This is a genomic window from Epilithonimonas sp. KH_059, from assembly GCF_057838485.1.
Window position 1 is genome coordinate 270,067 of record NZ_CM174468.1, and the last position, 13,440, is coordinate 283,506.

At 40.7% G+C, this 13,440-nt stretch carries 13 protein-coding genes; 2 read left to right on the forward strand and 11 right to left on the reverse strand.

Annotation, left to right across the window (positions count from 1 at the left end):
- Nucleotides 1-44 precede the first annotated feature (44 nt).
- The 4 genes from AC3IRX_RS01255 to AC3IRX_RS01270 form a co-directional block, all read right to left on the reverse strand.
- Nucleotides 45-440 (reverse strand): hypothetical protein, encoded by a 396-nt coding sequence (locus AC3IRX_RS01255; protein ID WP_489210695.1) that lies wholly within the window; start codon nt 438-440, stop codon nt 45-47.
- A 195-nt stretch (nt 441-635) separates the two neighbouring features.
- On the reverse strand, nt 636-1,151 hold the full coding sequence (locus AC3IRX_RS01260; protein WP_489210696.1) for an Arm DNA-binding domain-containing protein: 516 nt from the start codon (nt 1,149-1,151) through the stop codon (nt 636-638).
- Nucleotides 1,152-1,423: 272 nt separating this feature from the next.
- A complete protein-coding gene (locus tag AC3IRX_RS01265) occupies nt 1,424-2,203 on the reverse strand; it encodes a zinc ribbon domain-containing protein (RefSeq protein WP_489210697.1) in 780 nt (259 codons plus the stop codon).
- 4 nt (nt 2,204-2,207) lie between these two features.
- Complete coding sequence (locus AC3IRX_RS01270; RefSeq protein ID WP_489210698.1) at nt 2,208-3,305, reverse strand: Nif3-like dinuclear metal center hexameric protein; 1,098 nt, start codon at nt 3,303-3,305, stop codon at nt 2,208-2,210.
- A 49-nt stretch (nt 3,306-3,354) separates the two neighbouring features.
- Here AC3IRX_RS01270 and AC3IRX_RS01275 point away from each other — a divergent pair, with 49 nt between their 5' ends.
- On the forward strand, nt 3,355-4,206 hold the full coding sequence (locus AC3IRX_RS01275) for an ion transporter (protein WP_489210699.1): 852 nt from the start codon (nt 3,355-3,357) through the stop codon (nt 4,204-4,206).
- On the opposite strand, the gene AC3IRX_RS01280 is transcribed toward AC3IRX_RS01275, so the two are convergent.
- The 3 genes from AC3IRX_RS01280 to lpdA all read right to left on the reverse strand — a co-directional run bounded on the left by AC3IRX_RS01280 (nt 4,203) and on the right by lpdA (nt 7,260).
- On the reverse strand, nt 4,203-4,973 hold the full coding sequence (locus AC3IRX_RS01280) for a patatin-like phospholipase family protein (protein ID WP_489210700.1): 771 nt from the start codon (nt 4,971-4,973) through the stop codon (nt 4,203-4,205). The two genes, AC3IRX_RS01275 and AC3IRX_RS01280, sit on opposite strands and share 4 nt — an antisense overlap.
- 95 nt (nt 4,974-5,068) lie before the next feature.
- Complete coding sequence (locus tag AC3IRX_RS01285; RefSeq protein ID WP_489210701.1) at nt 5,069-5,806, reverse strand: YggS family pyridoxal phosphate-dependent enzyme; 738 nt, start codon at nt 5,804-5,806, stop codon at nt 5,069-5,071.
- A 62-nt stretch (nt 5,807-5,868) separates the two neighbouring features.
- Nucleotides 5,869-7,260: a dihydrolipoyl dehydrogenase gene (gene lpdA / locus AC3IRX_RS01290; protein WP_489210702.1), complete on the reverse strand. Its 1,392-nt coding sequence runs from the start codon at nt 7,258-7,260 to the stop codon at nt 5,869-5,871.
- 263 nt (nt 7,261-7,523) lie between these two features.
- Here lpdA and AC3IRX_RS01295 point away from each other — a divergent pair, with 263 nt between their 5' ends.
- Nucleotides 7,524-7,775 (forward strand): hypothetical protein, encoded by a 252-nt coding sequence (locus AC3IRX_RS01295; RefSeq protein WP_489210703.1) that lies wholly within the window; start codon nt 7,524-7,526, stop codon nt 7,773-7,775.
- A gap of 54 nt (nt 7,776-7,829) precedes the next feature.
- Here AC3IRX_RS01295 and AC3IRX_RS01300 read toward each other — a convergent pair whose 3' ends face one another.
- The 4 genes from AC3IRX_RS01300 to rlmN all read right to left on the reverse strand — a co-directional run bounded on the left by AC3IRX_RS01300 (nt 7,830) and on the right by rlmN (nt 13,375).
- Complete coding sequence (locus AC3IRX_RS01300; RefSeq protein WP_489210704.1) at nt 7,830-10,259, reverse strand: alpha-ketoacid dehydrogenase subunit alpha/beta; 2,430 nt, start codon at nt 10,257-10,259, stop codon at nt 7,830-7,832.
- Nucleotides 10,260-10,366: 107 nt separating this feature from the next.
- A complete protein-coding gene (locus AC3IRX_RS01305; protein ID WP_489210705.1) occupies nt 10,367-11,344 on the reverse strand; it encodes a polyprenyl synthetase family protein in 978 nt (325 codons plus the stop codon).
- A 66-nt stretch (nt 11,345-11,410) separates the two neighbouring features.
- Nucleotides 11,411-12,280 (reverse strand): YncE family protein, encoded by an 870-nt coding sequence (locus tag AC3IRX_RS01310; protein WP_489210706.1) that lies wholly within the window; start codon nt 12,278-12,280, stop codon nt 11,411-11,413.
- A gap of 60 nt (nt 12,281-12,340) precedes the next feature.
- Nucleotides 12,341-13,375, reverse strand: coding sequence for a dual-specificity RNA methyltransferase RlmN (rlmN, locus tag AC3IRX_RS01315; protein ID WP_489210707.1), 1,035 nt, complete (start codon nt 13,373-13,375; stop codon nt 12,341-12,343).
- Nucleotides 13,376-13,440: the final 65 nt, after the last annotated feature.

Below are 13,440 nucleotides of genomic sequence, written 5' to 3' on the forward strand. Positions count from 1 at the left end.
CATCCACAAAAGCGAATTCAATTAAAATATCTGTCCAAGAAAAATTAACAGGATTTTGGCGGTTGCCAAATAGCAGAAAGATAGTTATTGTCTGAGAATGCATCGTCCAAAGGCAAAGCTTTGGGTTCTTTACCCACAAGTTTTCTCGTTTCTATTTCAAAACTAAAAGGAGGGGTAAGTACAAAACTGACACTCAAAACATCGATATGGACGCTAAACGGTAGTTGTTGGTCATGCTCGTAATCCTCATCGTGTGGATGATTTTTGAGGTGGTTGCCTTCATAATGAAGTGCGAGAAATTCCATCACATTTATTTGAGGATTTTTCTCTTTGTGCTCGAAATAATGTTCTACCAACATAGGGAACTTCAGCAACTGACCTAATTCAGTTGTTGAAATAAGATACACAGATAGAAACAATATGGTGAGTACTCTCCTCATGCAGCAAAGTTAATGAAAAAGAGTATTCAGTTTTTTAAGTTGTTGTAATTTAAAACCATTCAAAATTAAGACATCAAGGAAATTAGATTATTTTAAACATTTCTTCTACCCTTGTTGTATCAAATGCTGTAAGTTCGGGTCATTCTTGATACGTCAAAAACATTGTTCCGAAAGTATGCCTTGCCGTGTGAAAAGTTACCTTTTGCTCCGTAATGATTCCCGAAAAGCCATATCATCACGATGATAGCGTTCTTTTATTAAGGTGGTAAGATGATTGTAAACTGTGATATACTTGTTATAGGTACTTTGCGAACGTTCTTCCTTTTCGACCAATTTTTTAAAATCCTCATTTTGGTCGTTGAAGACTTTTAGTATTGCATCATCCATTACACCAACACCCAAAAAGGACAGCTTTACTTTCTGTGAGGTAGCAAAGCCCTCGTGTTTCAGCATATCTTCATAAATCTTGTCGATACGCCCACGTATATTATCTAATTTTTGGTTGATGCTTAAAGCTGTTGCACTTTTACCTTCAACTCTTCCGTACTTTAAATCCCAATTATTGGGGTTTATTTCTAACTTTGTTCCGAAAGTTTTAGCTGTTCCATCAATGGTAATACGTGCCATAATCGGGGCATTACCATTCTTTTTCAGTTCGTTCTTTTTCAAATAGAAAAGTAGTTTGAACGTGGACTTTTTTGTCTGTTCCATAACTCAAATGTTTAATGTTTAAAATTAAATTACATTGAGTTACAAGGGAATGTAAAAAAGGGTGCAAAAGACTGAAATATAATCAGTTAAACTATGTAGTTACCTTTGTTAATCGGTAACGAATTAGTAACCTAACCTTGTGTTTTCAAGCCCAAAACCTATCAGACACCGAGTTCCAAACTAAGGCTACTGTTTTATAAAGCATTGTATAGCAACGGTTTTAATCGTTTTGCTTATTTTTGCTTTTTACTAATCTTTTTTGAATAAAAAAATTAAAACTTAATAACGTCTTTCATTTTTTCAATTTCTTCCATTACTAAATCATCATCTACTAGGATTTTTCCACTGTGCTCATCGATAATAATTTTCTTTCTTTGGGCGATTTCCATTTGCTTTTGAGGAGGAACCATGAAGAAAGATCCTTTTGGAGCTCCTCTTTCTAAACCTACCACAGCAAGACCGTTACGAGAGTTTTCGCGAATTCTTTTGTAAGATTTTAAAAGTCTTTGGTCGATTTTCGCAGCAAATTCGTCGCTTTTTGAATTAAGATATTCCTCTTCTTTCTGAGTTTCTGCGATTAGACCTTCTAATTCTTCTTTCTTGAATTTTAAATGCTGTTGATACTCTTGAATCTTTTGTTTCAATTCTTCAAGGGTTTCGTTCTTGCCTTCAATTTTAAATCCGAATTCTTTTACGCGCTTTTCTGCCAATTGAATTTCCAATTCTTGGAATTCGATTTCTTTTGCAAGGGCTTCGAACTCTTTGTTGTTACGCACGTTGTCCTGCTGAGCTTTGTACTTTTCGATCAAAGTGTTGGCGTGGCTAATCACTTCGTTCTTGGTGTTAATCTCTGCGTTTTGCTCCGCGATTTCCTCTTCAAATTTCAACGCTCGTTTTTCAAGGCCTTCGATTTCAATTTCTAAATCTTCTACTTCAATCGGAAGTTCACCTCTCGTGTTACGGATTTCATCCAATCGAGAATCGATTATTTGAAGATCGTATAGCGCTCTTAGTTTTTCCTCCACTGAAATTTCGCTTGTTTTCTTAGCCATATTTTTATAAAAAATAATTAACAGGATTAGTTTTCTCCTTTGTTTTAGAGATTGCAAATTTAGGAAATTTTTCCGACAATATGTCAAATAATTGTTGAGTAACAAACTGTTCCGATTCGAAGTGCCCAATATCACAAAGCAGTATTTGATTTTCAGACAGAAAGAAATCGTGGTATTTTAAATCGCCGGTCAAATAGGCATCGCAGTTTGCGCTTTTTGCAGCTTGAATTCCGCTAGCCCCGCTCCCACCGAGGACTCCGACTCGCCTAATGGGTTTGCCTGTATCGTTTGAGTGGCGGATCACTTCTAAATTGAAAACAATTTTTACAAGCTCCAAAAATGCCTCGAAACTTAGTGCTGCGGGAAGTTCGCCGTAGCGGCCAAGTCCTGAGTAAGAGTTTTTGTTTTCTAGTTTGTGGATTTGATAGGCGACTTCTTCATAGGGATGTACCATTTTAAAGGCATTTGTAATTTGTGAAGATTTGTATGACTCGAAAATCACGCTTATAAGATCTTCCTTCGCATGGCTTCGCTCGTTTAAATGTCCAGAAAAGGGACTAGAACCCTCTTTCGGACGAAACGTGCCCTCTCCTTGCACAACAAAACTACACTCGTCATAGAATCCGATATTGCCCGCACCTGCCTTAAACAGGGCTTCTTTTACCTCCTGGGTGTAGTCCCGAGGTACATAGAGTTGCAATTGACTTAGCTGTCCTTCTTTAGGCATTAGGATCTTTTGCTCGTGCAAACCTAAAGCCTGACAGATTCCATAGTTCACGCCAAAGTAATCGTTGTCAAAGGAAGTGTGAATGGCATAGATTGCAATTTTGTTTTCAATCGCTTTTAGAAGCGAACGCTCCACATAATCTTTTCCCGTAATCTTCTTAAGCCCTGAAAAAAGAATGGGATGAAAGCACACGATTAAATTTTTATTCTCCTCAATCGCTTCCTGTACCACGGATTCTAACGCATCGTGGCAAACGAGGATCCCTGTGATCTCACGGGAAAGGTTCCCGCACAAAAGTCCGACATTATCAAAGTCTTCGGCACTGCGAGGGTGGATTCTAGTTTCCAATTTGGAAATTACTTCGTGTAACTGCATTTTTTCATTAAGTTTGTAGCGAAATTAGTGATAATTTTCAAATTAGAATATGGATTCAAAGCCGCCAGAGTTTGAACAAGAGTTCAATTACATACCCGAGAGGAAAAAATGGAAGCGTCAAGTATACCGCATTATCTATAGGGCCGACACGCCCATGGGGAAGTTATTTGACATCTGTCTATTAATTCTTATCGCACTTAGCGCTTTCATTGTCATGATGGAAAGCGTGCCAACCTTTGATTTAGAATACCATACTTATTTTGTCACGCTTGAAATTTTAATCTCGGTCGTGTTCACGATAGAATACATCCTAAGGATTATCATCATTCGAAACAAAAAGAGCTATGTTTTTAGCTTCTTTGGTCTCATTGACCTTCTTGCTATTGTTCCCTTTTATTTAAGCCTATTCTTTCCGATCACGAAGTTTTTCCTAATCATCCGCATGCTTCGCATGCTAAGGATTTTTAGAATTCTCAACCTTCTGGATTTCATGAATGACGGTACCTTTATTATTCGTGCCCTTAGGAACAGCTCGCGAAAGATTTACATCTTCCTTCTTTTCTTAATGATCTTTTCAGTCATTGTGGGCTCTATGATGTACATGGTAGAAGGTCATCGCGAAGGATTTGAAAGCATTCCTCAAAGTATTTACTGGGCCGTCGTCACAGTAACCACCGTAGGGTATGGAGACGTCTCACCTCACACTCCTATTGGGAAATTCTTTGCAACGATCCTTATGCTTGCCGGGTATTCCATTATCGCAGTTCCGACGGGAATCGTCACGGCTGAAATGAGAAACAAGAGACAAAACTTGGAAAAGGTTTGTCCTCGGTGTGGAAATGAGGACAACGATGACGATGCAAATTATTGCAAAAAATGCGGCGAGCGGACCGCTCACTAAAGAATGCCGTCGAAATAACTGTCTTTAGCCGCCTGGTAGCCAATTTGAAACATTTGGTCCATTCGGGTTTTCTTTCCTTCAAACATATGATAGTTCACCAGTTCTGCAGGGTTAATAAACCAATCGCACATCCCACTTTTCCCAATTTCGACTTGAGAGGTCATTAAGTCATAAGCTCGTGAAGTGACCGCCATCACGGATTTTAGATCTTCTTTTTTCGCTTCTTTCTTCGGTGAGAAATAGACTCCGATAATTTTTTTTGCGCTGTACTTAAGGACATCGGAAGGGAAATTGTTTAAGATCGCACCATCGTTATAGAGTCCCTCTCCGATTTTGTAGGGTGTGGCAATCATGGGAACGGCGCAAGACGCAATAATCGCATCGGTTACTTTCACATCCCCCGCAAAAACCTCAAGTTTTCCACTAAGGATATTGGTGGCCGTAATAAAGACCTTCTTGTCTAAGTCGTCCATAACGCGGTCCTCAAAAACGGGATTTAGGTATTTTTTGAACATATCCGAATGGATGAATCCTCCCCCTTTTAGTAGAGAGAAATGATTCCACTTAAAAAAGTAAACGGATTTAAAGAAGTCCACAATTTCTTGAGGAGATTTTCCTACAGCGTAAAAGCTGGCTACAATCGCACCCGCGCTGGTGCCTGCAAGAACATCCGGACGAATGTCGTGTTCGTTTAAGAACTTGATGACCCCGGCGTGAGCAAGTCCTTTTGTACCGCCACCGCAAAGAGCAAGACCTAGATTATACACGTGCGTAAATTTTTCTTAAAAGTAGAGAAAATATTTGAAAAGGAAACTTTCCATTAATAAAATGACTTAGCCTTTTACATGTCTTCTATAAAGGATTATAGCTTCTTTCCTTCGTTCCAATAATAAGAATCGGAGGTTTCTCGTTTGCCGAAAATAGCGGTGCCCACTCGAATAATCGTTGATCCGTGTTTAATAGCAAGTTCCAGATCTCCACTCATTCCCATGGAAAGCTCTTTCATTTCCGCCTTTGGAATTTGTGCCTCAAAAATTTGATCTCGAATTGAGGCCAAACGCTCAAAGCAGGCCTCTACCCTCTCTTTCTCGTCACTAAACAGCCCAATGGTCATCAGCCCCTTTATCTTCAAATTGGGAAGGGAGCAGACGTATCTACACAACGAAAGAGCTTCCTTAGGATCCACTCCAAATTTACTAGCTTCCTCCGAGGTATTGACTTGTAGCAAAACCTCTAAGGTTTTGTTCTCCCTCTCAAGTCTTTCTTGCAGCTTTTGAGCCAAGTCTGGGCGGTCAAGCGAATGCAAACATTTTACCTCGTAGCGCAAAAGTTCCTTAATCTTATTGGTTTGCAGATGGCCAATAAAATGATTGGTATGACTAACTGAATCCAGAGGAATAAATTTTTCCTTGAGTTCCTGAATTCGGTTTTCTGCGATGAGCGTATGGCCTGAGCTAAAGGCTAAGAGAATCTTTTCAGGCTCCACAGTTTTGGTGGCCAGTAAAAGTTTGACTTCTTTAGGATCGCGATTAAATTCTTGGCAGGCCATAAGCATTCGCTTTTCGATGGCCTTAATGTTTTCTAATAGATAGGATTGCATACTCTATTTAGTAAAAAAGCTCCAGAGGAATCTGGAGCTATGTTAATAAAAGGTTTTTAGGTCTAGATGTGAATCACTTCGCCATAGGCTGCTGCAACCGCTTCCATGACCGCTTCTGAGATCGTTGGATGGGGATGCACGGATTTAATAATCTCGTGACCTGTGGTTTCTAGTTTTCTTGCCACAACCGCCTCAGCGATTAAGTCGGTAACTCCTTCACCTACCATATGGCAACCTAACCACTCACCGTATTTGGCATCAAAAATTACTTTGATGAATCCGTCTGTATTTCCATTTGCGGTTGCTTTTCCGGAAGCAGACAATGGGAATTTCCCTACTTTGATATCAAAGCCTTGTTCTTTCGCTTTCTTCTCTGTAAGTCCAACAGAAGCCACCTCTGGATGCGTATAAGTACAGCCTGGTATGTTTCCGTAGTCAATGCGTTCAATGTCTAAGCCTTTGATTTTTTCCACGCAAGTGATTCCTTCTGCAGAAGCTACGTGAGCTAAAGCTTGGGTTGGAATAATATCTCCAATCGCGTAGTATCCTGGTACGGAAGTTTCGTACCATTCGTTTACTAAGACATGTCCTTTTTCCGTTTGAATTCCGGTTTCTTCAAGTCCGATGTTTTCAATATTCGCTGAAATTCCAACTGCAGAAAGTAGAACTTCTGCTTCAAGGGTAATTTCCCCATCTTTGGTTTTTACTTTCGCTTTTACGCCTTCTCCCGAAGTGTCGACAGACTCTACAGAGGAACTGGTCATAATTTTAATTCCAGCTTTTTTCAGAGATTTCTCTAATTGTTTAGAAACTTCCTCGTCTTCTACAGGGACTACATTTGGCATGTATTCTACAATGGTTACCTCGGTACCCATTGTGTTATAGAAGTCGGAAAACTCTACTCCAATAGCTCCAGATCCTACTACAATCATAGATTTTGGTTGTTTCTCCATAGAGAGAGCCTCGCGGTATCCAATGACTTTCTTTCCGTCTTGCGGAAGGCTAGGAAGTACTCTTGAACGAGCTCCTGTTGCTATGATAATATGGTCTGCACTGTATTCTGCAGTGGTTCCGTCTTCTTTTGTTAATTGAATCTTTTTCCCAGGCATTACTTTCGCAGTCCCTTTTAAGACTTCAATCTTATTCTTTTTCATTAGAAACTGAATCCCTCCACTCATTTTGGAAGCCACACCTCTACTTCTGTCGATTACTTTTGAAAAATCAAATCCTGGATTTTCCACTTTGTTTAATCCGTAGTCTTCGGCATGATTCAGATAATTAAAGACATGGGCTGACTTTAACAAGGCCTTGGTTGGGATACATCCCCAGTTGAGGCAAATTCCACCAAGGTTTTCTTTTTCAACAATAGCGGTTTTAAATCCTAATTGAGCGGCTCTGATCGCAGTCACGTAGCCTCCAGGACCACTTCCCACAACAATGATATCGTAGTTCATATTGAAATTATTTAAGCACAAAAATAAGGAAAATTCTTGTGAATTGAATACGCATTTCTTTTAAATCGACTAGTAAGCTCTTTGATCCCATTGGAAAGCTCGTGATTCGTGTGACTTGCACATACTGTAAGAGACCTTGAAAGTGGATTCTCCACTCTCTACTTTGCTAGCTAGGCATGGAAAGCGTACCATTGGATTTAATCTTACGTTCACACCTTAGTTAAAAATAAACTCTAATTTTGCTTTCTGTAACACCTATCGCAATGAAGTACACGCTTTTACATCGTGGGAAAAGTGTTTGGAAATCCACTCCCACGAAATTCATCACTTGGATGAGGAAATCCGATCGTCAAGAATTTGAAACCAACCTTGAATTCATGGAAGGCTATGCCCACCGCAAAAAAATCTTTGAGTCGATTTCTCTTCGTCCCCACTCGGAAATGTCTTTCATAGATGATCTTGAATCCTATGGACTCCTAAAAAGAGAAAACGTGAAGCGCTGGCTTCTGTTTTAAGAAAATAAAAAAAAGCGAACCGTTCTGGCTCGCTTTTTTTTGGACATACTTTTTTTACAAGGCGGTAAACTTACTAGGGTTGGCCTCATGAAACATCGTATAGATTTTCTCTACGATATCATCCACGGAAGGTTTAGAGAAATAATCTCCATCACTCGCGTAGGCAGGTCTATGGTCGTTTGCTGTGATAGTCAAAGGATCGCTATCTAAGTAACGGAATCCTTTTTGTTTCTCCATGATTTGTTGTAGCAAAAAGGCAGAAGCGCCTCCTTCCACGTCTTCATCGATGATCACCAATCGAGAAGTCTTTTTAAGACTCTCTAAAATTTCATGGTCTAGGTCAAATGGAATAAGAGACTGAACATCGATTACTTCCGCATTAATTCCAAGTTCTTCTAAACTTGCAGCCGCTTCGGTAACTACTTTCCATGTAGACCCATAGGTCACAAGGGTCACGTCACTTCCCTCTTTTGTAATGTCAATTTTCCCTACAGGAATTGTGAATTCTCCTAAGTTGTCAGGCTGTTTCTCTTTGAGTCGGTAGCCGTTCAGGCATTCTACGATTAAGGCAGGTTCATCGCTTTGAAGCATCGTGTTGTAAAAACCGGCTGCGATGGTAAGGTTTCTTGGTACGAGAACTTGAATTCCTTTGACAAGATTTAAGATTCCGGCCATTGGAGATCCGGAGTGCCAAATCCCTTCCAAACGGTGTCCACGAGTTCTAATAATCAGTGGGGCTTTTTGTCCTCCTTTGGTTCTGTATTGTACCGTGGCTAAATCATCACTCATTCCTTGAAGACAGTAAAGGATGTAATCTAGGTACTGGATCTCCGCGATCGGTCTAAGACCTCTCATGGCGAGTCCAATCCCTTGGCCTAAGATGGTGGCTTCCCGGATTCCTGTATCCGCTACGCGAAGTTCTCCGTATTTCTCCTGCATCCCTTCTAGACCTTGGTTAACATCTCCAATATTTCCGGCGTCTTCTCCGAAGACAAGGGTATGGGGATACTTTTCAAACAATTTATCAAAATTGTTTCTCACCACGACTCTTCCGTCTACTTCTTTCGAATTTTCACTAAACACGGGTTTTACCTCTTTCACAAGAGTGGATTTCCACTGAGATTCGGAATAGAGATGAGAAGAATAGTTATCCTTTTCTATTTCGAAAAGCGCTACAAATTTTTCATTTAAGGCCTTTCTTTTTTCAGACTTTACACCACGAGACAGAAGAAGTGCTCTTCGAACGAGGTGGAAAATATCTTTTTTTCCTACAGAAACAAGCGCTTTAAATCGAGCGAGATCCTCGCTGATTTTGCGTTGTTCTTCTACAAAGCTTTCCACTAGGGGAAGCAATTGGGATTTAATCTCCTGGATGGCTCCTTGGTAGCTATCCCAAGCTCCTTTTTGGGCAGACTTAGTAATTTGTTTTGCCTCTGCATCTAAAGCATTAAGCTCTTCTACAGTGGCTAGTCCTTCTTCTTTCCCGTTTAAATCTACGGTGTAGTCTAAGATCCACTCTTTGAATTTGACAAGTCCGTCAAATTCACCTTCCCAAGAAAGTCTATCCTCGTCCTTGTACCGTTCGTGCGATCCTGAAGTCGAATGCCCTTGAGGCTGCGTGACTTCAATCACGTGAACCACGACGGGAACACTTTCATTACGGGCATAATGCTCTGCTTTCGCATAAGCATCGAGTAAGGAAGGATAATCCCAAGCTCTCACTTGAATGATTTCGCATCCTTGAGCTTCGCCTTCCTTTCTTTGGAATCCAGAAAGCATCTCAGAGATATCTACCTTCGCTCTTTGGTTGTGGGTAGGAACCGAAATCCCATATCCGTCATCCCATATCGATACAATCATAGGGACCTGCAGGGCGCAAGCTGCATTCAGGGTTTCCCAGAAATGCCCTTCTGCCGTGGAGGCGTCTCCAATGGTTCCAAAAGCGACTTCGTTTCCTTTGTTAGAGAACGTTTCACTTCCTTCAAAGGATAAGGTTTTGTAGACTTTCGAAGCCTGCGCAAGACCTAGAAGTCTTGGCATTTGTCCTGCGGTCGGGGAAATGTCTGCAGATATGTTTTTTAATTCTGTTAAGTTCTTCCAGCTTCCGTCTGAATTTAAGGTACGAGTTCCGTAATGTCCATTCATTTGACGTCCTGCAGAGGCAGGTTCTCTCTCGACACTGGTGTCGGCATAAAGTTGAGCATAGAAACTCTCTGGCGTAAGACCGCCTACGGCCATAGCAAAGGTTTGGTCACGGTAGTATCCGGATCTCCAATCTCCCTCTCTAAAGACTTTGGCCATCGCGAGTTGAGGAAGTTCCTTTCCGTCTCCAAAGATTCCAAATTTGGCCTTGCCAGTCAAAACTTCTCTTCGTCCAAGTAGGGACATTTCTCTAGAGATACGGCCGAGCTTATAATCCTCTAAAACGGACTTTTTGAAATCTTCAAACGATAATTTTTGGGTTTCTATATAGGTGGTTTGCATAAACTTTAGCTTTTCACAAATATACTATATTTGTTTAAAACACAACCTACTGAGTATCAAGAATGTTCTAAAATCGCATTGCGAATTACGTAAAAAAAAGTAAGGAATTAGAATTTTCGTTCAATCACGTAATCAAGCATTTGATTTAGTGAATTTTTCGCATCTGAATCTGGAAATTCTTGAAGTAAATCTTTTGCTTTTTGTTGATAATCCTTCATAATCATGACCGCATAACTAAGTCCACCCGAATCTTTCACGAACTGAATCAGCTCTTTTACTCGCTTGGGATTGTTATTGTGTCTTCGGATTGTATCTAAGTAATACTTACGGTTCGTAGGACTCGCCTCACGCAAAGTATAAATAAGAGGGAGAGTCATTTTCTTTTCCTTAATGTCAATCCCTACAGGCTTTCCAATCAGATTGGAACTCAGGTAGTCAAACAAATCGTCTTTGATTTGAAAAGCCATCCCGGTATAGGTGCCAAAATCTTTGAATTTCTTGGCTGTCTCTTCATCCGCTCCTACGGAGAGAACTCCAATCTCGCAGCAAGCGGCGATTAGAGTGGCCGTTTTCTGGCGAATAATTTCGTAGTAAACGTCTTCGGTGATGTCGAGTTTGCGCGCTTTTTCTAATTGCAAAAGCTCGCCCTCGCTCATTTCTCGAATGGTTCTTGAAATGACACTTAAGAGATCGTATTCTTTGTTATCTGTTGAAAGCAAAACCGATTTGGCCAGTAGATAATCTCCTACGAGCACTGCAATTTTGTTTTTCCATAAAGCATTGATGGAAAAGAAGTTTCTTCTTTTGAAACTCTCGTCCACGACGTCGTCGTGCACCAAGGTAGCGGTGTGGATCAGCTCAATCATAGAAGCCCCTCGGAAGGTCTTCTCGGAAACCTCTCCCATGAGTTTTGCGCAAAGAAAGACAAACATCGGACGCATTTGTTTTCCTTTGGTCGTGACAATGAATCGGGTCACCTTATCTAGTAGGGGGACATTGCTTTGCATGGACTGGTAAAACTTTTGTTCAAAAAGTTTCATTTCCTGCGCAATGGGCTTTTTAATTTCTTCTACAGTATTCGACACAAATAGGAGGTGATAAAAGGGTAATACGAATGAACAAATATAGGGTTTTCCGAGCGTTCGAGAAACTTATTTCAATTTTTCTAAAGGGAAGGAATACAGCGCGGGCGCTGCATGGAGGAATCGGAAGCGAAATTCTTCTCCAGAAAGGTAGACTCTGCCCTGATGGACTGCAATCGATTCGATTTGCCCAATGGTAGAACTAAGGCCTAGGAAGTACTTTTTAGGGAGGTGGGAAAAGAATTTCCCATCCGAATCTCTTTTAAATACACTTAAGAAAACTTCCATTTTTTTGGTGTACCCAACGAGATAAAGCCTGTCCATATCATAGGCCGCATCGGTCGCCATAAATCCTAAATCAAAGGTTTCGATTAACTGCGCGGGAATATTTGAAGAAGGATCGGTTGGAGCGACTAGATAGTGAGAGACCTGTAAGGAGCTCCACTGTTTTGTAAAGACATGAAGCCCACTGTCTAAAAACAACAGGGATTCTACGTCAAAATCATGGTCGTGCAATTTGGCTCCTGTTTTTAGCTGCTCTGGAAAATAGAATCCGATTTCTTTTTGCAGCTCAAAAGTAGTTACGTCCACCTTACTTATTTTTAAGTTCTTTCTTGTGCCCGCATTGTTTCCAAAATCCCCAATGTAAAGGCTTAAGGAATCGGAAGCGAGAGCTTCCCAATCTTGGTTGGGAAAAGAAAGTGAATGCGTTTTTAGAATTTTTCCGCTCTTAGGATCAAGTTCGAATAGCTCAGAGGGATTGCCGCCGTCGTTTAAAGTATAGAGCTTATCTCGATAGAAATGGAGGCTTGAATTTTCTTTTATTTTTGAATCTAAGGTAGAAACTCTGTACTTTTTGATTTTAAACCAATCGTACGAATTCTGCGCCTTGGGAAAGGATAAAAAGAAGACTGAGGCAAAAAGCAAATAGAATTTCATAAAAGATAGATTTTAAAAACCGGATTTACGAATTACGTACAAAGATCGAACCCAAGTAAGCTACTCCGCTGATTTGTTGGCAAGCTGCCCACAAGCCGCGTCAATGTCTCCTCCTCTACTTTTTCTAACCATGACCGTGACCCCTGCTTTAGTTAGTTCGGACACGTAACGCTCCTCTGCCGCAATGCTTCGGTGATCAAATTTTCCTTCTCCAATGGGATTGTACTGAATTAGATTTACTTTGGAAGGAACTTGTTTCGCGAATCGAATGAGCGCCTTAATGTCCTTGTCTGAGTCGTTAATGCCTTTCCAAACGCAATATTCAAAGGTAATTACAGAACCTGTTTTTTGATACCAATACTGAAGAGAGTCCATAATGTCGGTAAGAGGGAACTTCTGAGAAAACGGCATAATGTCGTTTCTCGTTTCTTCAATGGCAGAGTGAAGGGAAAGCGCAAGTTTTACCTTGATTTCTTCGTCCGCAAGCATCTTAATCATTTTCGGAATACCCGAAGTAGAAACGGTGATGCGTCGAGGCGACATTCCAAGCCCTTCGGGCGTAGTGATTTTGCGAATCGCTTCCACCACATTCTTATAGTTCATCATCGGCTCGCCCATTCCCATAAACACGATGTTGCTTAGTGGTCTTTGATAGTAAAGTCTACTTTGGCGATCGATTAGGGCCACTTGGTCCACAATCTCTGCTACTTCTAAATTACGCATACGCTTAAGCTTCGCCGTAGCGCAAAATTCACAGTTAAGTGAGCATCCCACTTGGGACGATACGCAGGCCGTGGTTCTTGTGGAGGTAGGAATAAGCACACTTTCGACAAGGAGTCCGTCGTGCAATTTCACTCCGTTTTTAATCGTTCCGTCCTCGGATTTTTGAAGCAAATCCACTGCGATTGGATTAATGATAAATTCTTTCGTAAGCGATTCTCGAAGTTCCTTAGATAGGTTCGTCATCTCCTCAATGGAATGCAGGTTCTTACTCCATAGCCAATCGTAAACTTGTTTGGCTCGGAAGGGTTTTTCCCCGAGGGTGAGAAAATGAGCTTTTAACTCTTCAAGACTTAAGGTGCGAATATCTTTCAAACGGTATGCTTATTAAAGTTTGCAAAGATACAAAATTTTAAGCCATTTTATTTTACGTGCTCTTA

Bases quoted from the DNA above. Each gene is read 5' to 3' on its own strand.
- AC3IRX_RS01285 (WP_489210701.1), bottom strand. From the start codon at position 5,806: ATGCAATCCTATCTATTAGAAAACATTAAGGCCATCGAAAAGCGAATG.
- AC3IRX_RS01270 (WP_489210698.1), bottom strand. From the start codon at position 3,305: ATGCAGTTACACGAAGTAATTTCCAAATTGGAAACTAGAATCCACCCT.
- AC3IRX_RS01310 (WP_489210706.1), bottom strand. From the start codon at position 12,280: ATGAAATTCTATTTGCTTTTTGCCTCAGTCTTCTTTTTATCCTTTCCC.
- lpdA (WP_489210702.1), bottom strand. From the start codon at position 7,260: ATGAACTACGATATCATTGTTGTGGGAAGTGGTCCTGGAGGCTACGTG.
- AC3IRX_RS01255 (WP_489210695.1), bottom strand. From the start codon at position 440: ATGAGGAGAGTACTCACCATATTGTTTCTATCTGTGTATCTTATTTCA.
- AC3IRX_RS01295 (WP_489210703.1), top strand. From the start codon at position 7,524: ATGAAGTACACGCTTTTACATCGTGGGAAAAGTGTTTGGAAATCCACT.
- AC3IRX_RS01265 (WP_489210697.1), bottom strand. From the start codon at position 2,203: ATGGCTAAGAAAACAAGCGAAATTTCAGTGGAGGAAAAACTAAGAGCG.
- AC3IRX_RS01300 (WP_489210704.1), bottom strand. From the start codon at position 10,259: ATGCAAACCACCTATATAGAAACCCAAAAATTATCGTTTGAAGATTTC.
- AC3IRX_RS01275 (WP_489210699.1), top strand. From the start codon at position 3,355: ATGGATTCAAAGCCGCCAGAGTTTGAACAAGAGTTCAATTACATACCC.
- AC3IRX_RS01260 (WP_489210696.1), bottom strand. From the start codon at position 1,151: ATGGAACAGACAAAAAAGTCCACGTTCAAACTACTTTTCTATTTGAAA.